The organism is Polaromonas sp. (assembly GCF_013817205.1).
Lineage (GTDB): Bacteria > Pseudomonadota > Gammaproteobacteria > Burkholderiales > Burkholderiaceae_C > Polaromonas.
Genome location: NZ_JACDDD010000001.1, coordinates 88,822 through 109,825, shown reverse-complemented (window position 1 = coordinate 109,825; position 21,004 = coordinate 88,822). Strand labels below are relative to the sequence as shown.

The 21,004-nt window shown below is 62.5% G+C and carries 18 protein-coding genes and 1 tRNA gene; 6 read left to right on the top strand and 13 right to left on the bottom strand.

The window, feature by feature from the left end:
• Positions 1–300: 300 nt before the first annotated feature.
• The 8 genes from H0W47_RS00590 to kynB form a co-directional block, all read right to left on the bottom strand.
• Positions 301–376 (bottom strand) — tRNA-Thr (locus H0W47_RS00590).
• Between the two features lie 25 nt (positions 377–401).
• Positions 402–1,421, bottom strand: coding sequence for a class 1 fructose-bisphosphatase (locus H0W47_RS00585; protein WP_296919373.1), 1,020 nt, complete (start codon positions 1,419–1,421; stop codon positions 402–404).
• 15 nt (positions 1,422–1,436) lie between these two features.
• A complete protein-coding gene (gene pepN / locus H0W47_RS00580; RefSeq protein ID WP_296919372.1) occupies positions 1,437–4,151 on the bottom strand; it encodes an aminopeptidase N in 2,715 nt (904 codons plus the stop codon).
• A gap of 116 nt (positions 4,152–4,267) precedes the next feature.
• Positions 4,268–5,372 (bottom strand): peptide chain release factor 2 gene (gene prfB, locus H0W47_RS00575; protein WP_296919371.1). Its coding sequence is split into 2 segments (ribosomal slippage): positions 4,268–5,290 and positions 5,292–5,372, totalling 1,104 coding nucleotides; the frame shifts between segments, so codons are not numbered across the junction.
• A gap of 56 nt (positions 5,373–5,428) precedes the next feature.
• Positions 5,429–6,373, bottom strand: a complete 945-nt coding sequence (locus tag H0W47_RS00570) for a glycerophosphodiester phosphodiesterase (protein WP_296919369.1) — start codon at positions 6,371–6,373, stop codon at positions 5,429–5,431.
• A gap of 343 nt (positions 6,374–6,716) precedes the next feature.
• Positions 6,717–7,556, bottom strand: a complete 840-nt coding sequence (gene kynA, locus H0W47_RS00565; RefSeq protein WP_296919367.1) for a tryptophan 2,3-dioxygenase — start codon at positions 7,554–7,556, stop codon at positions 6,717–6,719.
• 2 nt (positions 7,557–7,558) lie between these two features.
• Complete coding sequence (gene kynU / locus H0W47_RS00560) at positions 7,559–8,836, bottom strand: kynureninase (RefSeq protein WP_296919366.1); 1,278 nt, start codon at positions 8,834–8,836, stop codon at positions 7,559–7,561.
• Positions 8,833–9,465: an arylformamidase gene (gene kynB, locus H0W47_RS00555; RefSeq protein WP_296919364.1), complete on the bottom strand. Its 633-nt coding sequence runs from the start codon at positions 9,463–9,465 to the stop codon at positions 8,833–8,835. Before kynB ends, kynU begins: the two co-directional genes overlap by 4 nt.
• 160 nt (positions 9,466–9,625) lie before the next feature.
• Here kynB and H0W47_RS00550 point away from each other — a divergent pair, with 160 nt between their 5' ends.
• Entirely contained in the window at positions 9,626–10,387 is a 762-nt protein-coding gene (locus H0W47_RS00550) for an SDR family oxidoreductase (RefSeq protein WP_296919363.1), read from the top strand.
• An 831-nt stretch (positions 10,388–11,218) separates the two neighbouring features.
• Here the strand turns inward: H0W47_RS00550 and argF are convergent.
• Both argF and H0W47_RS00540 read right to left on the bottom strand, forming a co-directional pair.
• Complete coding sequence (gene argF / locus H0W47_RS00545) at positions 11,219–12,130, bottom strand: ornithine carbamoyltransferase (RefSeq protein WP_296919386.1); 912 nt, start codon at positions 12,128–12,130, stop codon at positions 11,219–11,221.
• Positions 12,131–12,150: 20 nt separating this feature from the next.
• Positions 12,151–13,374: an aspartate aminotransferase family protein gene (locus H0W47_RS00540; RefSeq protein ID WP_296919361.1), complete on the bottom strand. Its 1,224-nt coding sequence runs from the start codon at positions 13,372–13,374 to the stop codon at positions 12,151–12,153.
• A gap of 226 nt (positions 13,375–13,600) precedes the next feature.
• Here H0W47_RS00540 and H0W47_RS00535 point away from each other — a divergent pair, with 226 nt between their 5' ends.
• Positions 13,601–13,918 carry a DUF3579 domain-containing protein gene (locus tag H0W47_RS00535; protein WP_296919359.1) on the top strand — a complete coding sequence of 106 codons (318 nt, stop codon included), beginning with the start codon at positions 13,601–13,603 and terminating at the stop codon, positions 13,916–13,918.
• A gap of 120 nt (positions 13,919–14,038) precedes the next feature.
• On the opposite strand, the gene rpsT is transcribed toward H0W47_RS00535, so the two are convergent.
• A complete protein-coding gene (rpsT, locus tag H0W47_RS00530) occupies positions 14,039–14,350 on the bottom strand; it encodes a 30S ribosomal protein S20 (RefSeq protein ID WP_296919356.1) in 312 nt (103 codons plus the stop codon).
• Positions 14,351–14,661: 311 nt separating this feature from the next.
• Between rpsT and murJ the strand changes: the two genes are divergently transcribed.
• Together murJ and H0W47_RS00520 are read left to right on the top strand one after the other, a co-directional pair.
• Positions 14,662–16,227, top strand: a complete 1,566-nt coding sequence (gene murJ / locus H0W47_RS00525; protein ID WP_296919355.1) for a murein biosynthesis integral membrane protein MurJ — start codon at positions 14,662–14,664, stop codon at positions 16,225–16,227.
• Between the two features lie 77 nt (positions 16,228–16,304).
• A complete protein-coding gene (locus H0W47_RS00520; RefSeq protein ID WP_296919354.1) occupies positions 16,305–17,156 on the top strand; it encodes a SirB1 family protein in 852 nt (283 codons plus the stop codon).
• Positions 17,157–17,311: 155 nt separating this feature from the next.
• Here the strand turns inward: H0W47_RS00520 and H0W47_RS00515 are convergent, their stop codons facing one another.
• Together H0W47_RS00515 and purM are read right to left on the bottom strand one after the other, a co-directional pair.
• A complete protein-coding gene (locus tag H0W47_RS00515; protein ID WP_296919353.1) occupies positions 17,312–18,232 on the bottom strand; it encodes a ParA family protein in 921 nt (306 codons plus the stop codon).
• A gap of 155 nt (positions 18,233–18,387) precedes the next feature.
• A complete protein-coding gene (gene purM, locus H0W47_RS00510) occupies positions 18,388–19,428 on the bottom strand; it encodes a phosphoribosylformylglycinamidine cyclo-ligase (RefSeq protein WP_296919351.1) in 1,041 nt (346 codons plus the stop codon).
• Between the two features lie 166 nt (positions 19,429–19,594).
• Between purM and hda the strand changes: the two genes are divergently transcribed.
• Together hda and H0W47_RS00500 are read left to right on the top strand one after the other, a co-directional pair.
• On the top strand, positions 19,595–20,281 hold the full coding sequence (gene hda, locus H0W47_RS00505; RefSeq protein ID WP_296919349.1) for a DnaA regulatory inactivator Hda: 687 nt from the start codon (positions 19,595–19,597) through the stop codon (positions 20,279–20,281).
• Complete coding sequence (locus H0W47_RS00500; RefSeq protein ID WP_296919348.1) at positions 20,278–20,973, top strand: HAD family phosphatase; 696 nt, start codon at positions 20,278–20,280, stop codon at positions 20,971–20,973. The genes hda and H0W47_RS00500 overlap by 4 nt, the downstream gene beginning before the upstream one ends.
• Positions 20,974–21,004: the final 31 nt, after the last annotated feature.

The window sequence follows — 21,004 nt, the reverse complement described above, 5'->3', positions numbered from 1 at the left end:
CGCAGACTCGGGCCAGCATCGCCAGAAAACCGGCTCGAACACTGTGCCGGTTTCATGTTGTGAACTCTTGACTAGCAACTCTCGCTGCGGCGGGGGTTATGCAGACCTTCCCTAACAGGAAAGACCCGAACCACAGACACCCAGCCTAACCCGCTGGGTTTTCTTTTGGCTGATTTTGGGGCTGGCTACATGGTGGCTACACGGTACAAAAAACGGTACTGGTGGCTACACAGTGGCTACATGACCCCCAAAGAGAAAGGGCTTGCTACCAAGTTAATAGCAGCAAACCCTTATATCTATTGGTGCCGGAGAGATGAATCGAACACCCGACCTTCTCATTACGAATGAGCTGCTCTACCGACTGAGCTACACCGGCGTAAACTTTTACATACAGCCCACGATTATAGCTGGGCAGTTTTCCCGGCGTGGTACGCGGTGACGCGCTCGACCTCGTTCTTCGAACCCAAAATCACACTCACGCGTTCATGCAGCTTGGTGGGCTGGATGTCCAGGATGCGCTGCCGGCCGTTGGTGGCAGCGCCGCCGGCCTGCTCGATCAGCCAGCTCATGGGGTTGGCTTCGTACATCAGGCGCAGCTTGCCGGCTTTCTCTGGCTCGCGCTTGTCCCAGGGGTACATGAAGATGCCGCCGCGGCACAGGATGCGGTGCACGTCGGCCACCATGGCTGCGACCCAGCGCATGTTGAAGTCTTTGCCGCGCGGGCCGTCCTTGCCGGCGAGCAGTTCGTCCACATAACGTTTGACCGGCTCGTCCCAGTGCCGCATGTTGCTCATGTTGATGGCGAACTCTTTGGTGTCGGGCGGGATCTGCACGTTTTCCTCGATCAGCACAAACGAGCCCTGCTCGCGGTCCAGCGTGAACATGGCGACGCCGTCACCGACGGTCAGCACCAGCGTGGTCTGCGGGCCGTAGATGCAGTAGCCGGCGGCTACCTGCTGACGGCCGGCCTGCAGGAAGTCGCCCTCGTCGACGCCGCGGTCGCCTTCGGGCATTTTCAGAACGCTGAAGATGGTGCCTATGCTGACGTTGATGTCGATATTGCTGGAACCGTCGAGCGGGTCAAACAGCAGCAGGTATTCACCCTGCGGGTAACGGTTGGGCACCACGTAAATGCCTTCCATTTCCTCGCTGGCCATGCCGGCCAGGTGGCCGCCCCATTCATTGGCTTCGATCAGCACCTCGTTGGCGATGATGTCGAGTTTTTTCTGGATCTCGCCCTGAACGTTCTCACTTTCGGCGCTGCCCATGACGCTGCCCAGCGCGCCCTTGTTGACGGCCTGGCTGATGCTCTTGCAGGCGCGGGCCACCACTTCCAGCAGCAAACGCAGCTGCGAAGGAATGTGACCGTCGATGCGCTGCTGCTCGACCAGATAACGCGTCAGTGAAACTTTGGAAGACATGAAATTTCCTTTGGGCTAGTCGGCCAAGGCGCGCGAGACAACCTCGTGCGTGTCTTTACTGAGATCGGATTTCGCAGCAACACGGGCAATCGCTTCGCGCGCAGCGCTGCGGTAGGGCTCGGCCAGCTTGCTCCAGCGGTCCAGCGCACGCGCCAGCCGGGCGGCGACCTGCGGGTTGATCGCGTCGAGCTCGATCACGCGTTCGCTCCAGAACACATACCCTGCCGCATCTGCGCGGTGAAAACCTGCCGGGTTGCCCTGGCAGAAGGTGCTGACCACGCTGCGTGCGCGGTTCGGGTTGCGCAGGCTGAAGTCGGCGTGTTTCATCAATTGTTTGACGGCCGGCAGGATGTTGCCGCTGCGGTCGGGCGCGCTGGTCTGCAGGCTGAACCACTTGTCGATGACCAGCGCCTCGTCCTTGAACATGGCGTGGAAGCGGAGCAGTGCCTCAGCGGCCAGCGGGTGGCCGCTGGAGACCAGCGCCGCCAGTGCATTGAAGCGGTCGGTCATGTTGCCGGCGTCCTTGAAACGCTGGTAAGTCTTGCCGGGCCAGACCGGGTCACCATTGACGGTGGCGGCGATACACAGGTGCGAAAGCGCCATGCCAGCCAGTGCGCGGCGGCCCGACGACAGCGGGTCGGGCGTATAGGCGCCGTTGTCCTGGTTGGCTTCGTAAGCCGCCGCCCAGTCATCAACCAGCGCGGTGGCGAGCTGCGTGCGCATGGCTTCACGCACCGCATGGATACGCTGGGGGTCCACCACGTCAAGTTGCTCGGCGATATAGGTTTCGCCCGGCAGGGTCAGCACCAGCTCCTTGAAGGCGGCGTCCAGCGCGGGGTCGCGCAGCACGCTGCGCATGGCCTGGATGTATGCATCATTCAGGGGCTCAGCCCCCGCCGGATAAGCGCTGGCAGCTATGGATTTGATAGCGCTGCGAACCGCCAGACGTTGCCCGGCTTCCCAGCGGTTGAAGGGGTCGATGTCGTTGGCCAGCAGGTGCAGCAGCTGCGCGTCGCTGTAGTCGAACTCCAGCACCACCGGGGCGCTGAAACCGCGCAGGATGGACGGCACCGGTTCGGCGTCGAGGTGGGTAAAGGTCAGCGTCTGGCTGGCCTCGGTCAGTACAAAGGTACGCGGCGCAGCCACCGGCGTGGCTTCGCCCTCGAGTTGCAGCGACAGGTCCGCTCCGTCGGCACCCAGCAGGCCCAGGCCCACGGGAATGACAAAGGGCTCCTTGGCCGGCTGGCCGGGGGTTGGGGCGCAGCTTTGCGACAGCGTGAGGGTGTAGCTGCGCGCTGCGGCGTCATACACACCCGTGCCGTGCACACGCGGCGTGCCGGCCTGGCTGTACCAGCGCTTGAACTGGGGCAGCAAACGCGCCAGGTCCGAGGCCGGGTTGGCGTCAGCAATCGCCTGCGCAAAGTCGTCGCAGGTGACGGCCTGGCCGTCGTGGCGCTCGAAGTAAAGCTTCATGCCTTTGGCAAAACCGTCCCGACCGGCAGGGTCGCCGATGCTCGCCACCAGCGTCTGCATCATGCGCACGACCTCGGCGCCTTTTTCGTAGATGGTGACGGTGTAGAAGTTGCTGATCTCAATGTAGCTGTCGGGCCGCACCGGGTGCGCCATCGGGCCGGCATCTTCGGGGAACTGGGCGGTGCGCAGTACCCGCACGTCTTCAATGCGCTTGACGGCGCGGGCCGAGGCCTCACCGCACAGGTCCTGGCTGAATTCCTGGTCGCGGAAAACCGTCAGGCCTTCCTTCAGGCTCAACTGGAACCAGTCGCGGCAGGTGATGCGGTTGCCGGTCCAGTTGTGAAAGTACTCGTGGCCGACCACACTTTCGATGTTCGAATAATCGGTGTCGGTCGCGGTCGCCTGATTCGCCAGCACATACTTGGTGTTGAAGATGTTCAGGCCCTTGTTTTCCATCGCGCCCATGTTGAAGTCGCTGGTGGCGACGATCATGAAACGCTCCAGATCGAGCGAGAGGCCGAAGCGCGCTTCGTCCCACGCCACCGAATGCATCAGCGAGTTCATCGCGTGTTCGGTCTTGTCCAGGTCGCCGGGGCGCACATACACCTGCAACGTGTGCTCCTTGCCGGCACGCGAGGTGATGCGCTGCTCGCGGCACACCAGTTGCCCGGCCACCAGCGCAAACAGGTAGGCGGGTTTTTTGTGCGGGTCCACCCACTTGGCGAAGTGGCGGCCCTCGGCCAGATCGCCTTGTTCGACCAGGTTGCCGTTGGACAGCAGCACCGGATATTTCGCCTTGTCGGCGCGCAGGGTCACGCTGTAGCTGGCCATGACGTCCGGGCGGTCCAGGAAGTAGGTGATGCGCCGAAAGCCTTCGGCCTCGCACTGGGTGAAGAAGGAGTCGTTGCTGACGTACAGGCCCATCAGCTTGGTGTTTTTGGCCGGTGCGCAGGTGGTGAAAATCTCCAGCTCAAAAGGGTCGTTGCCGGCGGGCAGGTTTTCCAGCACCAATTTTTCGCCCTCCATGCGGAAGGAGGTGCCCTGGCCGTTGACCAGCACACGCGCCAGGTTCAGCTCCTCGCCGTCGAGCTTGAGCGGCTGCGCCGGCACATCGGCATTGCGCCGCAGCGTCATCTTGTTGAGCACGCGAGTCTTGGCCGGGTCCAGGTCGAAGGACAGGTCAACGGTGTCTATCCAGTAGGCGGGCGCGATGTAGTCGGCGCGGTTGATCACCGCGGATTGGCCTTCACGCATCATGGTGGGTTCCTGAAAAGTGGAGGGAGTGGGCTGAGTCGCCGCCGGGCCGCCCCAAGGCGACTGCGGCCCCCTCGGGGGGCAGAGAAGTACACGAAGTGACGAACGTGGGGGTCATGTCATACACCCTGCTTCAGCGAAGCTTCGATGAATTGATCGAGGTCACCGTCCAGCACTTTCTGGGTGGCCGAAGTCTCGTAGTTGGTGCGCAAGTCCTTGATGCGGCTGTTGTCCAGCACGTAGCTGCGGATCTGGTGGCCCCAGCCCACGTCGGTCTTGGTGTCTTCCAGCTTCTGCTGGGCTTCCTGCTGTTTGCGCAGCTCGAAGTCGTAAAGCTTGGAACGCAGGCGTTTCCACGCCACGTCGCGGTTGCTGTGCTGGCTGCGGCCGTCCTGGCACTGAACCACGATGCCGGTCGGGATGTGCGTCAGGCGCACCGCCGAGTCGGTCTTGTTGATGTGCTGGCCGCCGGCGCCGCTGGCGCGGAAGGTGTCGGTGCGCACGTCCGAGGGGTTGATGTCGATCTCGATGGAGTCGTCAATCTCGGGGTAAACAAACACCGAGGCAAACGAGGTGTGTCGCCCGCCCGAGGAGTCAAACGGCGACTTGCGCACCAGGCGGTGCACGCCGGTTTCGGTGCGCAGCAGGCCAAAGGCGTATTCACCCTCGATCTTGATGGTCGCGCCCTTGATGCCGGCGGTGTCGCCTGGCGTTTCGTCCTCGATGACGGTCTTGAAGCCCTTGCGCTCGGCGTACCGGAGGTACTGGCGCAGCAGCATGCTGGCCCAGTCGCAGGCTTCGGTGCCGCCAGCGCCGGCCTGGATGTCCAGAAAGCAGGGCAGGGGATCGGCCGGGTTGTTGAACATCCGGCGGAACTCCATCTTCTCGACCTCGGTGGCCACATTGGCAGCCTCACCTTCAATCGATGCCATGCCGGCGTCGTCGCCTTCGGCCCTGGACATTTCGAACAGCTCGGTATTGTCGGCCAGTTCAGCGCTCAGGCGGTCGATGACGTGAACCACGTCTTCCAGCGACTTTTTTTCCTTGCCCAGTTCCTGCGCGCGTTTGGGGTTGTCCCAGACTTTCGGGTCTTCGAGCGCGGCGTTGACTTCGTTTAATTTACGTTCCTTGGCAGGATAGTCAAAGATACCCCCTGAGCTCGACGACCCGGTTGCTGAGGTCGGTGAGCTGATTGACGATGGTGTTGATGCGTTCTGCTTCCATGAGAAATCCTGTGTGGTCTGGGGTCAATCCCTCATTTTCTCATGCTTGGGGAGACCTCAATTTTTCAGGGGCGCGGGCAGGGGCAGCTGGCGCTGGCGCAGCACATCGCGCAGGCGGTCCGGGTAGTCGGTGATCAGGCCGTCCACGCCCCAGCCGATCAGGCGTTCCATGTCAGCGGGCTGGTTAATGGTCCAGGGAATGACCTTCAGTCCCAGCGCCTGGGCCTGCTGCACCAGCGCCTGCGTGACAGCGCCGCCATTGGGCGCCCAGACGGCGCCGCCGGCGGCCTTGACCATGGCCGGCACGCTCGCGTGTTCGGCGATCTTGAAGCCGGCGGTCCAGCTGCCGCTGCTGATGTTGTTGGTGTTGGCGGTCTGGATGCTCAGGTAAACCGTGGGGATGGACGGTTCCAGCCGCTGCACGATCTGCAGCGTGCGCCAGTCGAAGCTCTGGATGCTGACACGCCCCAGCATGCCCGCGTCGCGCACCACCTTCAGCAGCGCTTCGGTCAGCTGCTCGGGGCTGGCGGTGTCGGCCGGTTGCTCGGGGTTGAGCTTGGTTTCGATGTTGAAACGCACGCCGGTCGCGCCCAGCTGCTTCACACGTTCGAACAGCGCAGCCAGCGTCGGGATGCGCGTGCCGTCCAGCGGCTGCTGGGTGCTGAAAGTGCTGGCGTACGGCGTGCCCGGCTGGATGCCGCCGACGTCGTAGGTCTGCAGCTGCGCGACGCTCAGCGAGCGGATCAGCGGGCCGCGGCTGCCGCTCAGCCACTGGCCAGCGGCGTCGCGGGTGATCAGCGGGTTCAAGTACGGGTCGTGCGCGATCACCACCACGCCGTCTGCGCTCAGACCGACGTCCAGCTCCAGCGTGGTGACGCCAATGGTCAGAGCCCGCTCAAACGCCGGAAGGGTGTTTTCAGGCGCCAGCCCGCGGGCGCCACGGTGGCCTTGCAGGTCAAAGGCGGATGCCACCGGGGTGGCCAGCGTGGCCAGCATCGCCATTGCAAGCCAAATTGGCCTCCAGCCCTTATGCGGCGTGCGCACGCAGCTATTAAAAAGTGAGCGAAGGGCAGACCGGTGGGACTGCGGTGTGGGATGGGTCAGGGTGGTCATCACTACATTTTGCCCCCTTCCCGTGACAAAGCATGGATGAGCGCCCGCTATCGGAATAACGAGCCGCGGTCATGCTTGCACCCGAGCGCAGCACACGCGACCAAATGAGGGTTGGGAGTGGCGAGTGTTGCTTGCTGTCCGGGGTGGGACGGGGGGCGCTTCGTCGTGCAGTATTCGCTATGAATTCAATAGCTGATGACGCACGGCTGGCGGGGCCAGGAGCATATTTGACTCATAAATCTGTCCGCAGCTTCCAGATCTCCGGAAACAACACCACATCCAGCATCTTGCGCAGATAACTCACTCCACCCGTGCCGCCGGTGCCGCGCTTGAAACCAATCACCCTCTCCACAGTCGTGACATGCCGGAAGCGCCAGAGCCGGAAGGCGTCTTCGAGGTCGGTCAGTTCTTCGCCGAGCTGGTACAGGTCAAAGTACTTCTTCGGGTCACGGTAGACCGTCAGCCAGGCCTGCTCCACCGCGCTGCTTTCCACATAGCCCTGTGTCCAGTCGCGCTGGGTGTGGCTGGCGGGGACGGCGAGGCCGCGCCGCGCCAGCAGGCGCAGCGCCTCGTCGTACAGCGACGGGGTTTCGTAAGCCGCCTGTACCTGAGCCAGCAGATCGGGGCGGTGAGCGTGGGGCTTGAGCATGGCGGCATTCTTGTTGCCCAGCGCGAATTCGATGCAGCGGTATTGCGCGCTCTGGAAGCCGCTTGAGTTGGCGAGGTAGGGCCGGATGGCGCTGTACTCGGGTGGTGTCATGGTGGCCAGCACGTCCCAGGCGTGCACCAGCTGCTCCATGATGCGGCTCACGCGCGCAAGCTTCTTGAAGGCATCGCCCAGTTCGTCGCCCGCGACGTTGGCAATCGCGGCGCGCAGCTCGTGCAGCATCAGCTTCATCCAGAGCTCGCTGGTCTGGTGCTGCACGATGAAGAGCATTTCATCGTGCGCCGGCGAGAGCGGCTTTTGCGCGCCGAGGATGGCGTCAAGCTGCAAATAGTCGCCGTAACTCATGTCGCGGCTGAAGTCGAGCTGGGCTTTTTCGTCGGCGACGATTTTTTCTGGTGTGGTCATGATCAGGTCACCGCATGTTTCTGGTTGAACTCGGGCTGTTGCCACTCTCCGGATTCCAGCACCTGCTTCAAATGCTCAACCGCGTGCCAGACGTCTTCAAAGCCGATGTACAGCGGGGTGAAGCCGAAGCGCAGGATGTCGGGCTGCGCGGCGCCATCACCTGCGCGGAAGTCGCCGATCACGCCGCGTTTGATCAGCGCCTGGATGATGGCGTAGGCGCTTTCGCTGCGAGACAGGCAAACCTGCGAGCCACGTTGCGCATGATCGCGCGGCGTGGCCAGCCCGAGGCCATGGCCCGCACAACGTTCTTCCACCAGAGCGATGAACAGGTCTGTTAATGCCAGCGACTTGGCCCGCAGCGCCTCCATGCCACCGAGGGCGTGTGCGGCGCCGAACACATCGAGCCCGCACTCGAGCGCGGCTAAGCTCAGTATGGGCTGAGTGCCGCAGAGGTAACGCGTGATGCCCGGCGCAGGCCGGTAATCGGGTGTGAATTCAAACGGTGCGGCATGGCCCCACCAGCCTGCCAGCGGCTGCCGAAAGCGGTCAGCGTGACACGGGTTCACCCACACAAAGGCCGGCGCGCCCGGGCCGCCGTTGAGGTATTTGTAGCCGCAGCCGACGGCAAAGTCAGCCTTCGCGCCCTGCAGGTCCACCGGCACGGCGCCGGCGCTGTGCGCCAGGTCCCAGACCATGAGGCTGCCAGCCGCATGCGCCGCCGCCGTCACGGCCAGCATGTCGTGCATGGCGCCGGTGCGGTAGTTGACGTGGGTCAGCATCAGCACGGCAGCATCGCCATTGAGCGCAGGCAGGATGCCGTCCGGCTCGACCAGCAGCAGCTGGTAGCCGCGTTCCCGGCACAGGCCTTCGGCAATGTAGAGGTCGGTGGGGAAGTTGCTGCGTTCGCTGACCACGGTTTTTTTTCCAGGCGCATCTTCCGCGGCGATGCTGAGTGCAGCGCTCAGCACCTTGTAAAGGTTGACCGAGGTACTGTCGGTCACCACCACCTCACCGGCCGCGGCGCCGACCAGCGGCGCGATCTTGTCGCCCAGGCGCTGCGGCAAATGAAACCAGCCGGCGCTGTTCCAGGAGCGAATCAGGTCCTGGCCCCATTCGCGGGTGACGACATCGGCGACGCGAGCCGCTGCGCTTTTGGGCAACACGCCCAGCGAGTTGCCATCAAGGTAAATCACGCCATCAGGCAGTTCAAAGTGCCCGCGCAGGGCGCGCAGGATGTCGCCGGCGTCGAGCGCGCGGCAGTGGTTCAGGGTGGTGTTCATAAGTCTCTCAGGATGGCCCTGACTGGCGAGGCATCGGCCCGCATGAGTTTCAGGGGCAGGGCGATCAGTTCGTAGTCGCCAGCGGGTACATCGTCAAGCACCAGGTTTTCCAGCACGCGCAGATCGTGCTTCAGCAGCAGGTGGTGGCTGGGCAGGTCGTGGCTGGTCGCAGGGTCCACGCTGGGGGTGTCGATCCCGATCAATGCTATGTTTTTGCTAGCTAGAAGCGCAAGCGTGGCGGGGGCCACGGCCGTAAATGATGCCCAATCCTGGCTGGCGACTGCGGCGGTGCGCAGCAACACACGGGGCGGCAGGTCCTGCAGCGCATGGGCGATGTGCTGCGGCTCCACCAGCGGCCCGCAGTCCAGGCAGTGGATGACGCGGCAGGGGCCGAGGTAAGGCTGCAGGTCGACCGCACCAATCGCCGGCGCGCCGTTGGCGTAATGCATGGGTGCGTCGGCATGTGCGCCGGTGTGCGGCGAGAACGTGAGGGTGTTGACGTTGACCGGGCAATCGGGCGACAGCGCGAAATGCAGCTTCTGCGTATAGGCAGCGTCCCCCGGGAAGACGGCGGCGTGCTCGTCCACGGGCGGCGAAATGTCCCAGATGCGGGGCTTGTCAGTTGTCATGTTTTTGAAGGTAGCACCATCAAAATGTCTGCGGTGTCGGTTATTTCCAACAGGGTGCTGAAATAGCTCACCCTCAGCGCAGAGCCGGAGCGGGCTGTACAGTCTCTGGTTGGCGCAGGGGCAGGCGCTTACCCCATTCACAACCATCACGAGGCAGAGCATGACATCAGGCGGTAGCGGGAAAGTGGCCTTGGTCACAGGCGCGGGCACAGGCATCGGCAAGGCGGTGGCGCTGGCGCTGCTACGTGCGGATTACAGCGTGGTGCTGCTGGGCCGCCGGTCCGAACCACTGTATGAGGTGGCGAAGATTTCGGGCGCCGGCAGCCGCGCACTGGCCGTGCCCTGCGACGTGAGCCAGCCCGACGCCGTGCGCGCGGCCTTCGACCTGGCGCAGCAAACCTTCGGCCGGCTCGATCTGCTGTTCAACAACGCCGGTGTGGGCACGCCGGCGGTGCCCATGGAAGAACTCACATTCGAGCAATGGCAAAACGTAGTCAATATCAACCTGACCGGCTCCTTTCTCTGCGCGCAGCAGGCGATCCGGCTCATGAAAGCCCAGTCGCCCCAAGGCGGCCGCATTATCAACAATGGCTCGATCTCGGCGCATGCGCCACGCCCCAACTCGGCGCCCTACACCGCGACCAAACACGCCATCACCGGCCTGACCAAGTCGATCTCGCTGGACTGCCGAAAGTACGACATCGCCTGCGGCCAGATCGACATCGGCAACGCCCACACCGAGCTGGCTGCGCGCATGGCCAAGGGCGTACCGCAGGCCAACGGCGAGATCGCCATTGAGCCGCTGATGGATGTGGAGCACGTCGCCGATGCGGTGGTGCACATGGCTTCGCTGCCACTGGCAACCAATGTGCAGTTCATGACGATCATGGCGACGAAGATGCCGTTTGTGGGGCGGGGCTAACAGCCCGCGACCTGCGGGTACCCGGCCCCTCGCTTGTCATCCCGGACCTGATCTGGGATCCATGTTGCGAATTGCTTCTGCGCTTCGTTGTTTTGTAGTTCGCCAGCAGGCCGGGGGTTGCCCGGCAGCAAGTCACTTTCTTTTGTCTCGCCAAAAGAAAGTCACCAAAAAAAAGGCGACCCTGCTGTCTGCGACCCCCTTCGCTGGCGCTACGGGGGCAACCTGCGGTGCTCGGTCCAGCCGGGGTCTCGCTCGAACTCGCCTTCGGCTCAAACAATCGCGATCCCTGATCCGTCTGGACCTGCGCTCCTCGGCGCATACAGAAGGGTTGAGGGCTCAGGATCGGGGCCGGATTCGGGCTCCGGCGGGGTCGCGCTCTGCGCATCCCCGCCTCCCCGCATCCGCATTCATTCCCCCACCCGTCGGGCCGGGCCGAGGAGCACAGCCGAAAACGGATCAGGGCGAGCGATTGTCTGAGCGAAGCGAGTTCGAGCTCGACCCCGTTTTCGGCGAGCACCGCAGGTTGCCCGCAGCGAAGCGAAGGGACCCGGACCATCGGGTCGCCTTTTTCTTTGCTTACTTTCTTTTTGGCGACGCAAAAAGAAAGTGAGTAGCCGCCGGGCTACCCCCGGCAAGTTGGCGTGCCCGCCCGTCGGAAATAGTGGAGGCGGTCAACCAACCTTGCCAAGCAACAAAAACTCCATCAGTGCCTTCTGCGCATGCAATCTGTTTTGGCTACGGCACGCGGCTTGATGCCGCTTCACGTGTGCTGCGCACACATGAGCCTGCGCCGAAACAGATCGCCGGCACTGGCGGGCCGCGTGTTGAATGTTATTCGACCCGTCCGAGCAGAAGGAACTCCATCAGTGCCTTCTGCGCATGCAATCTGTTTTCTGCCTCGTCCCAGACCACGGACTGCGGCCCGTCGATCACATCAGCTTCAACTTCTTCCCCGCGGTGCGCCGGCAGGCAGTGCATGAAAAGCGCGTCGGGTTTGGCGGCTTTCATCATGTCGGTGTCCACACACCAGTCGGCAAAGGCTTTTTTGCGCTCTTCGTTTTCGGCTTCATAGCCCATGCTGGTCCAGACGTCGGTGGTCACCAGGTCAGCGCCGGCGCAGGCCTGCATCGGGTCCTTGAAGACCTTGTAGCTGTCGGCTGAGCGAATGCCAGCCACCGACTGGTCCACCTCGTAGCCGGACGGCGTGCTCAGATGTACCTTGAAGCCGAGGATTTCGCTGGCCTGCAGCCAGGTGTTGGCCATGTTATTGCCGTCGCCGACCCAGGCCACGGTTTTGCCCTTGATGCTGCCGCGGTGCTCGATATAGGTGAAGATGTCGGCCAGGATCTGGCAGGGGTGGAACTCGTTGGTCAGGCCGTTGATCACGGGCACGCGTGAATGCTCGGCAAACAGCTCGATCTTGGTCTGCTCGTAGGTGCGGATCATCACCAAGTCGACCATGCGACTGATCACCTTGGCGCTGTCTTCAATTGGCTCGGCGCGGCCGAGCTGGCTGTCGCCGGTGGTCAGGTGCACCACCGAGCCGCCCAGCTGGTACATGCCGGCTTCGAAACTCACGCGGGTCCGGGTCGAAGCTTTCTCGAAAATCATCGCCAGCGTGCGGTCCACCAGCGGCTGGTGTTTGTCGTAGGCCTTGAATTTTTTCTTGATCAGCGCCGCGCGTTCAAAAACATAGGCGTATTCGGCGGCGTTGAAGTCGCTGAATTGCAAATAGTGACGGATCTTCTTGACCGCTGCGGCGCTCACGGTTTTTCTCCCAACAGCTTCTTGATCAGTGGGCACAAGATGGCGACGATTTCGTCGGCCTCGGCTTCGCTGAGGATCAGCGGCGGCACCAGCCGGATCACGCTGTCGGCAGTCACGCTCAGCAGCAGGCCCTTGTCGGCGGCGCGTTGCAGGATTTCTCCGCAGGAAACGGCCAGGTCGATGCCCAGCATCAGGCCCAGACCGCGGATTTCCTTGACGCGGCCAGACTTCAGCTCGCCGGCCAACTCGCGGCTCAGGGCTGCTTTCAGGTGCGCACCGACCTTGGCAGCATGCGCCAGCAGACCGTCTTCTTCCATGATTTTCAGGGTTTCGGTACCGGCGCGCATGGCCAGCGGGTTTCCGCCAAAGGTGGTGCCGTGGTTGCCGGGGCCAAAAATGTGGGCGGCGCGCGGGCCGGCTACGACCGCGCCAATCGGCACGCCGGACCCCAGGCCTTTGGCCAGCGGCATCACGTCGGGCTGGATGCCCGCCCACTGGTGGGCAAACCACTTGCCGGTGCGGCCCATGCCGCACTGCACTTCGTCGATCATCAGCAGCCAGTCGTTCTCGTCGCATAGCTTGCGCACCTGCTGCATGTAGCCGGCGTCCATGGGGTTGATGCCGCCTTCGCCCTGGATCGCCTCAAAAAATACCGCAACCACGTTCGGGTTGTTGGCCGTAGCGGCTTCCAGCGCTGGCACATCATTCAGTGGCACCCGGATAAAGCCTTCAACCAGCGGGCCGAAGCCGGCTTGTACCTTGGGGTTGCCAGTGGCGCTCAGGGTCGCGATGCTGCGGCCGTGAAAGGCTTTTTCATACACCACGATTTCCGGGCGGGCGATGCCCTTGTCGTGGCCGAACTTGCGGGCCAGCTTCAGTGCGGCTTCATTGGCCTCCAGCCCGGTCGAGCAGAAAAAGACGTTGCTCATGCCGGACAGCTCGACCAGCTTCGCGGCCAGCACTTCCTGGCCGGGCACATGGTAGTAATTGGAGCTGTGGATGATTTTGGCAATCTGGTCCTGCAGTGCCGGCACCAGGCGCGGGTGGTTGTGGCCCAGGGTGTTGACGGCGATGCCGCCCAAGCCGTCCAGATACTCCTTGCCATTGACGTCCCAGACCCTGCAACCCTGGCCGTGCGACATGGCTATCGGCAGGCGGCCGTAGGTGTTCATTACGTGCGGGGAAGCAGCTTCGATATGGGGGGGCAGGGCAGTGGTCATGAGGAAACTCCGGGACAGGGCGAAAAACAGGAGGCTGCAGGTGGTGCTGCAGGTCTGGATGGATTTTAGGCGCAGGCCTCGCGGCCTTCTGTGAGGATGCTGCATTACAGCAATGCGCTGGTGCGGCGTTCTGGTGCGGGCTCAAGTCTTATATAAGATAGAATCATTGTGCACTGCAGCACGAGGCCATACCCGCGCCTCTGGCAGGCGACCCACCTTCAACCCGATGGTCTCCAACACCGCCAAAGAAGTCTTTATCCAGGGCGTCACCCGCGACGGCAAGACCTTTCGCCCCAGCGACTGGGCCGACCGGCTGTGCGGTGTGATGAGCCAGTTCCGTCCGGGTGGCCCGCAGCCGGGCAGCCACCTGACCTATTCACCGTGGTGTGTGCCGACGGTGATCAATGGCGTCAAATGTGTGGTGGTCAACAGCGAACTGCGCGAGGTCGAGCCCATGGCTTGGGACTTTGCGATCAATTTTGCGAAAGACAATGACCTGCAAGTTGCCGAGGCCTGCCTGCTTCCCGATGCGCCCAAACCCTGACGGTGCATCTTGCAGCCGGAAACAAAAAAGCCGTCTTGCGACGGCTTTTTTGCTTTGCTGGCAGCGCACCCTGCGAAACGGCGGACTGATCAGGTCAGTCCGGGCGATGGACCTGAGTGATCAGGCCGCTTTGGGGGCGGCGAGGGCGAGAGCCTTCACCTTGGTGGACAGGCGGCTTTTGTCGCGCGCTGCCTTGTTCTTGTGGAAGATGCCCTTGTCGGCAATCGTGTCCACAATGCTCTGCGCCTTGGCGAAGAGTTCGGTGGCTTTGGTCTTGTCGCCGGCGAGGACAGCTTTTTCGACGTTTTTCACGGCGGTGCGGTACTTCGAGCGCAACGAGGTGTTGGCGGCGTTGAGTTTGGTGTCCTGGCGGACGCGTTTGCGGCCTGAGGCCAGGCGGGGGTTCTTTTTCTTGGGTTTGGCGGTAGCCATAATTAATTCCTTTAATCCGGGGAGGAGTCTGCGGATGATGCTAGCAAAGCCCACGATTATAGCAGCCTCCACGGTCGTTCACTGCGTGTAACTCCCTGCCCCCCCGAGGGGACCGCCCGCCTGCGGCCCGGCGAAGCTGGTTCCGCGGCTCGGACTAAACTGGGAGCCGAGGATCCTTCGAAGCATTGGTATTTCAAGCAACTCCACGGGGCTGGCGTTGCTAGCCCGCAGATGCAACAGCCCTCGGGGGCAGGGAGTTTGACGCAATGAACGACCGTGGGGGCCTGCCTTGGGGGCCTTAAACTTCCTCCGTGTCACTTTTCAAATCCGCCTCAACCGTTTCCCTGTTCACGCTGGTCTCCCGCATCACCGGCTTGGTGCGCGATTTTTCGATGACCTATATTTTCGGCGTGAGCGCCATGACGGACGCCTTTTGGGTGGCGTTTCGCATTCCCAACATGCTGCGTCGCATGTTTGGCGAGGGCGCGTTCAGCCAGGCGTTTGTGCCCGTGCTGGCAACCAGCAAAGAAAAAGATGGGGTCGAAGCAACCAAACTCCTGATTGATAAAGTGGCCACCGTGCTTGCCTGGGTGCTGGTGTTGACCAGCGTGTTAGGTGTGGCAGCCGCTCCGTGGTTTGTGTATGCCATGGCCAGCGGTTTGCAGCAAAACCCGCGCGGCTTTGAGGCCGCCGTGTGGATGACGCGATTCATGTTTCCTTATATCGCCTGCATGTCGCTGGTCGTATTGTCCGCAGGCATTTTGAACACCTGGAAAAAGTTTGTCATTCCCGCCGCCACGCCGGTGCTCTTGAACGTGGCAATGATTTCCGCCGCTTGGCTGGGAGCGCCCTGGTTCAAGGCGCATGGTATTGAGCCTATTTACGCCATGGCGTTAGGTGTCATGCTGGGTGGTTTGCTGCAGGTGGGCATTCAGATTCCAGCGCTCTACAAGATGGGGTTACTACCGCGCTTTTCGTTCAGATGGGCAGAAGTAAAAGCCGCGTGGCGTGACCCTGCTACTAAAAACGTCATTAACCTGATGCTTCCCGCCTTGCTGGGCGTGAGCGTCGCGCAAATCTCGCTGCTGATCAACACCCAGATTGCTTCTCATTTGGCAACCGGCTCGGTCAGTTGGCTCAATAGTGCGAGTTTATTAATGGAGTTCCCCACGGCCATGCTCGGTGTGGCACTGGGCGTGGTACTTATGCCGCAACTGGCAGCGGCCAGGGCGGTAGCTGACCACCAAAAATATTCGGACATGATTGATTGGGGCCTGCGCCTGGTGTTAATGCTGGCTTTACCTAGCGCCGTGGCTCTGTTGACATTTGCCAAGCCGCTTGTGGCCTCCCTGTACCACTACGGCGCGTTCAAGGACACTGACGTGACGCAGGTTGCACTGGCGTTGATGGGTTACGGCGCGGGCCTGCTGGGTCTGGTGGCAATCAAGGTGCTGGCCTCGGCCTATTTTGCGAGGCAGGACACCAAAACGCCTGTGAAAATCGCGCTCGTGGTCTTGGTGTTCACACAGCTTTTGAATGTGCTGCTCGTGCCGTATTTGCAACATGCTGCTCTGGCGCTTTCGATCGGTCTGGGCGCGCTCCTCAATGCTGGCTGGTTGCTGGCTGGGTTGCTGAAAAATAAAGCGTACACACCACAGCCGGGCTGGGGCAGGTTTGCTTTGCAAACGATAGCCGCCAGTGCTTTGATGGCCGCATTTTTGATATGGGCCAGCACAGCCGTGGACTGGGTCGGCTTGCGAAGTCACGTTTTTCAAAGGGCTGGGTTCTTGATTCTTGCCATTGGTGTCGCAGCCGCCATTTATTTTGTAGCGCTCTGGGTGTCAGGCCTAAAGCTGCGGCAACTTCTGCGCAAGTAGTAGAGCGCTTTTGCAGCTGACACTTGTTCACGCTTGCCCCTATGCGCAAGCTCTTGAAATTGTGAGAAAGTAGCGGCATGTCGCTGAATTTGGAGATTCCGTCACCCCTTCAGTACTTTGCCAGCCTGGTTCAGAGTGACGAGCATTTTCCGTTGCTGGAAGCGGCCATCAGCGTGGCCCAGGACGAATACCCCGACCTGGATGTGCAGCAGGTGCTGGGCGATGTGGACCAGCTGCTGGCCCGCGTGAAACGGCGTCTGCCGGCCGATGCTTCAGCGCTCCAGCGCTTGCGGGTACTTAACCAGTTCTTTTTTCGCGACTTAAACTTCGGCGGCAACGTCAATGACTACTATGACCCCGACAACAGCTACCTGAATGCGGTGCTGCGGACCCGCCGCGGCATCCCTATTTCGCTGGCGGTACTGTGGCTGGAACTGGCCGGCGGCATGGGACTGAACGCGCGCGGCGTGGCTTTCCCCGGTCATTTCATGGTGAAGGTCAACCTGCCCAAAGGCCAGGTGGTCATCGACCCCTTCAGCGGTCACTCGCTGAGTCGAGAGGAACTGGCTGAGCGGCTGGAGCCCTACCGGCAACGCAGCGGGCTGGCCGATGAGTTCGAGGTGCCGATCGGTCTGTACCTTCAGTCGGTGCCGGCACGCGACATTATTTGCCGCATGCTGCGCAACCTCAAGGAAATCCACAAAACCCAGCGGGACTGGGTCCGGCTGATCGCAGTGCAGGACCGGCTGATTGTGCTGTTGCCGCAGGCCTGGTCCGAGTACCGCGATCGCGGCATGGCACTGGCCGAACAGGGTGAGGCGGGTCGTGCGGTGCCCGATCTCGAAACCTATATCGAGCACGCCGAAGACGCGCTGGACCTGGACGTGGTGGCGGATCGCCTGGCCTGCTTGCGGCCCCAGAAGAGCTGATTCGCCTTCTTCTGCGCAAGTTGGGGGGCGATCCCCGGCCCCATTGCAGCAGGGGCCGCGGATCTGGCTTGCCAGTCCACAGGCGCAGCGTCCCTCTTTCCAGTGCAAGAGGGCAGGGCGCTGCCGCAGGCTCGCAGTGAGCGAACGTGGGGGCTCTATCCTCTTTTCAGAAACTGCGGAATTCCCGGTCCCTCGCCGGGCCGCGCCAAGGTCGGTTTGGCGACAGGTTTTTCGGGCGCCACTGCCGTGCGGGCTGCGCTCAGCGTGGACAGGCGACCGCCCTGGACCATGGATTCCTGGGCCGGCATCAGGCTGTTGGGTAAGGCGCCGCGCTGCCGGGACACCACCTCTTCGGCTGCCGTTTTGGGCAGGACGGCGGATCTCGGCGTCAGCGTGCGTGCCGGCGACCGCAACACCGTGCTGCCGTCATTGGCAGCTTGCGGCGGGTAAAGCTGGGGCTTGAGCCACTGCAAAATCGGCGCCCATTGCACCAGGTCGGCGGCCGCTTGATGCGGCTGCAGGTCAAAAATCGTCAATCCACGTTCCAGGCTGCGCACGTACAGCTGGGTTTCGCGCAGCGCCCCCAGGAAGGGCACACCCAGCGACTCCGACCACTTGTCCAGCGTCTGCGCGGCAGTGGTGCGTGCGTCGATGCGCATGCCGACCACCGCCAGCCGGCAGCGCCCGCTGGCCACACGCGGCATGGTCATCAGCTCGGCATGGCAGGCCTCGGCCGACTCGCGGTCAAACATTGAATTGCAGACCGGCATCACAATGGCGTCGGCGAACATCACGACCCGCGCCAGCTCGAAACCGTGCATGCCGCCGGGTGTATCCAGCACAACATGGGTGATGCCGGTGGGCACGCGCAGCATGTTTTTTTGGTCCACCGCCCAGGGCGCGATGGCCGGCAGGGCGCTGTCGCGGCGTTTCAGCCAGCCGCGCGCCGACTGCTGGCGGTCCACGTCTCCGAGCATCACGGAACTGCCGTTGCGCGCGCACCAAGCCGCGATATGGGCGGCGAGTGTGCTTTTGCCACTGCCTCCCTTGCGGTTGACGACTGCGATAACCGGCATGACTGTTCCCCAGCGAAAGAATGGAACAGTTTGATACAAATGGATCCAATTGTCCAGTATGCCCAATGGCTACATCGTCAGGACGCTAGGATTTTTGTAGCAACGGCGCCTCAGGTCGCCTGTCGGGCAGGTATTCGGGCCGCGCGAGGGAGGGATCAGCCGACGGTGACAGCCGCACCTTCGCCCCGGGGGGCAATGACGCCGATCTCATAAACCTGTTCACCCGCTGCGCGCAGGGTTGCAGCCGTTGCCTGGGCGTCGGCGGCAGCGACCACCACCACCATGCCAATGCCGTTGTTGAAGGTGCGGTTCATTTCGAAGTCGGAGATGGCAGCGGTTTTCTGCAGCCAGGCAAACAGCTCGGTCTGCGGCCAACTGCCCTTTTTCAAGTGGGCAGCCGTGCCCTCGGGCAGCACGCGCGGGATATTTTCCAGCAGGCCGCCGCCGGTGATGTGGGCCAGTGCCTTGATCGGGTTCGCTGCTAGCGCGGCGAGCACGTTCTTGACGTAAAGCCGGGTCGGCTCCATCAATGCTTCCCGGAACGGTTTGCCGTCCAGCGTGGCGGGCAGGCTGCTGCCGGCGCGCTCTATACATTTGCGGACCAGACTGAAGCCGTTGGAATGCACACCACTGCTGGCCAGGCCAAGCACCACGTCACCGGGTTTCACGTCTTTGCCGGTCAGGATTTTGGACTTTTCCACCGCACCGACAGCAAAGCCAGCCAGGTCGTATTCCCCCTCGGGGTACATGCCGGGCATTTCGGCGGTCTCGCCGCCGATCAGCGCGCAGCCGCTCAGCTCACAACCCTTGGCGATGCCGCCGACCACGGCCGCTGCGGTGTCCACATCGAGCTTGCCGCAGGCAAAGTAATCGAGGAAAAACAGCGGCTCGGCGCCCTGAACCAGCACGTCGTTGACACTCATGGCGACCAGGTCGATGCCGACGGTGTCGTGCATATTCCACTCGAAGGCCAGGCGCAGCTTGGTGCCCACGCCATCGGTGCCGCTGACCAGCACCGGCTCCTTGTAACGCTTGGGCACCTCGAACAGGGCCCCGAAACCGCCAATACCTGCCAGTACCCCTTCGCGCATGGTTTTTTTGGCCAGCGGCTTGATACGTTCGACCAGGGCGTCACCAGCGTCAATGTCAACGCCGGCGTCTTTGTAGCTGAGGGGGGAGGAAGAGGAGGTGGTCATTGCGGCTTGGTGGGTAGACGGCTTCGGACGGGCACCAAGCCCGATAGAATCAAAGCCAAGATTCTAAGGGTTCACCCCAGACCGGCTGTATGCAATTTACTCCCCCCTCTTCATGCAGGTCTGCCCGCTGCCGGCTTGCGGCCCAGGCAGTCGGGCGGCGGCGGCCATGAAGCAGATCGCGCTCGACATCGGGCTGGCCTCGCCGCCCTCGCTGGCCAATTTTTTTGCAGGGCCCAACGAAGCGGCGCTCAAACATCTGGAGCTCTGGACCAGCAACAGCCTGCGCTCGCCGGTGCCGACTTATCTTTGGGGCGAGCCTGGCTGCGGCAAGACCCATCTGCTCAAGGCGGTCAGTGAAGCACTGCGCGAACAGGGTGCGGCCGTCGGCTGGATGGATGCGGCGGTGCTGGAGCCGACTGAGTTCAATGAAAACTGGGCCGCCGTCATCCTCGATGACTGCCATCTCTATACCGCCGTGCAGCAGCAGGCCGCCTTCAATTGGTTCGTCAACGCGCTCAATGCCTCCGACGGCCATCCGCGCTGGGTGCTGGCGGCCGGGGCCGCGCCGCCGGCCGACCTGGCCTTGCGCGAGGACTTGCGCTCCCGCCTAGGCTGGGGCCATGTGTTCGCCCTGCAGGCCCTGACCGATACCGACCGCCGCTCGGTGCTGCGCCAGGAGGCCGACGCGCGGGGTGTGTTCCTCAGTGACGAGGCCATGGATTTCATCCTGAGCCGCTTTTCGCGCGACCTCGGCAACCTGATGCAGCTGCTGGACCAGCTTGACGCTTATGCGCTGCAGACCCAGCGCGCCATCACCATCCCCTTGATCAAGTCCATGCTGGAGAACTCGTGAGCCTTTCCCCGGATGCCACCGCCAAGCCCCGCATTGCATTTTTTGATCTCGACCACACCCTGATCCCCTTCGATTCGGACTACGAATGGGGCGAGTTCACGATCGCGCTGGGCTGGTGCGATGACCAGGAATTCAAGCGCCGCAACGCCGAATTTTTCGCCCAGTACCAGGCCGGCACCCTCGATATCCATGACTATGTGTCTTTTGCCACCCAGGCAATCCGCGAGCAGGGCGCTACTAATTCGATAGCTGCTCACGCCCGTTTCATGCGGGAAATCGTGCAAAAAGGCATTAAAGAACAGGCCTTGGCGCTGGTCCGTCAGCACCAGCAGGCCGGCGATCATGTGCTGATCGTGACCGCCACCAACGAATTCGTGACACGACCGATTGCGGCGGCTTTTGGGGTGACTGAGCTGATCGCTGTGGAGCTTGAACGCGACGCGGCCGGCCAACTGACCGGCGCGATTCGGGGTACGCCGTCCTTTCGCGAGGGCAAGGTGGCCCGGGTGCAGCAGTGGCTGACCGGGCGCGGCTGGGACTGGGACGCGGTGGACACCACCTTTTATTCCGATTCCCTCAACGATCTGGCCCTGCTGGAAAAAGTCACCCACCCCGTGGCGACTAACCCGGACGAGCGTCTGCGCGCCATCGCCGTGGCACGCGGATGGCGCATACTTGAGCTGTTCCAATGACCGGTGACGCCCCCTGGCCCAGCCAGCACGG

What these genes read in the sequence shown, in the direction of transcription:
- H0W47_RS00585 (WP_296919373.1), bottom strand. Translation starts at nt 1,421, where the DNA reads ATGTCTTCCAAAGTTTCACTGACGCGTTATCTGGTCGAGCAGCAGCGC.
- pepN (WP_296919372.1), bottom strand. Translation starts at nt 4,151, where the DNA reads ATGATGCGTGAAGGCCAATCCGCGGTGATCAACCGCGCCGACTACATC.
- H0W47_RS00570 (WP_296919369.1), bottom strand. Translation starts at nt 6,373, where the DNA reads ATGGCGATGCTGGCCACGCTGGCCACCCCGGTGGCATCCGCCTTTGAC.
- kynA (WP_296919367.1), bottom strand. Translation starts at nt 7,556, where the DNA reads ATGACCACACCAGAAAAAATCGTCGCCGACGAAAAAGCCCAGCTCGAC.
- kynU (WP_296919366.1), bottom strand. Translation starts at nt 8,836, where the DNA reads ATGAACACCACCCTGAACCACTGCCGCGCGCTCGACGCCGGCGACATC.
- kynB (WP_296919364.1), bottom strand. Translation starts at nt 9,465, where the DNA reads ATGACAACTGACAAGCCCCGCATCTGGGACATTTCGCCGCCCGTGGAC.
- H0W47_RS00550 (WP_296919363.1), top strand. Translation starts at nt 9,626, where the DNA reads ATGACATCAGGCGGTAGCGGGAAAGTGGCCTTGGTCACAGGCGCGGGC.
- H0W47_RS00540 (WP_296919361.1), bottom strand. Translation starts at nt 13,374, where the DNA reads ATGACCACTGCCCTGCCCCCCCATATCGAAGCTGCTTCCCCGCACGTA.
- H0W47_RS00535 (WP_296919359.1), top strand. Translation starts at nt 13,601, where the DNA reads ATGGTCTCCAACACCGCCAAAGAAGTCTTTATCCAGGGCGTCACCCGC.
- rpsT (WP_296919356.1), bottom strand. Translation starts at nt 14,350, where the DNA reads ATGGCTACCGCCAAACCCAAGAAAAAGAACCCCCGCCTGGCCTCAGGC.
- H0W47_RS00520 (WP_296919354.1), top strand. Translation starts at nt 16,305, where the DNA reads ATGTCGCTGAATTTGGAGATTCCGTCACCCCTTCAGTACTTTGCCAGC.
- H0W47_RS00515 (WP_296919353.1), bottom strand. Translation starts at nt 18,232, where the DNA reads ATGCCGGTTATCGCAGTCGTCAACCGCAAGGGAGGCAGTGGCAAAAGC.
- purM (WP_296919351.1), bottom strand. Translation starts at nt 19,428, where the DNA reads ATGACCACCTCCTCTTCCTCCCCCCTCAGCTACAAAGACGCCGGCGTT.
- hda (WP_296919349.1), top strand. Translation starts at nt 19,595, where the DNA reads ATGAAGCAGATCGCGCTCGACATCGGGCTGGCCTCGCCGCCCTCGCTG.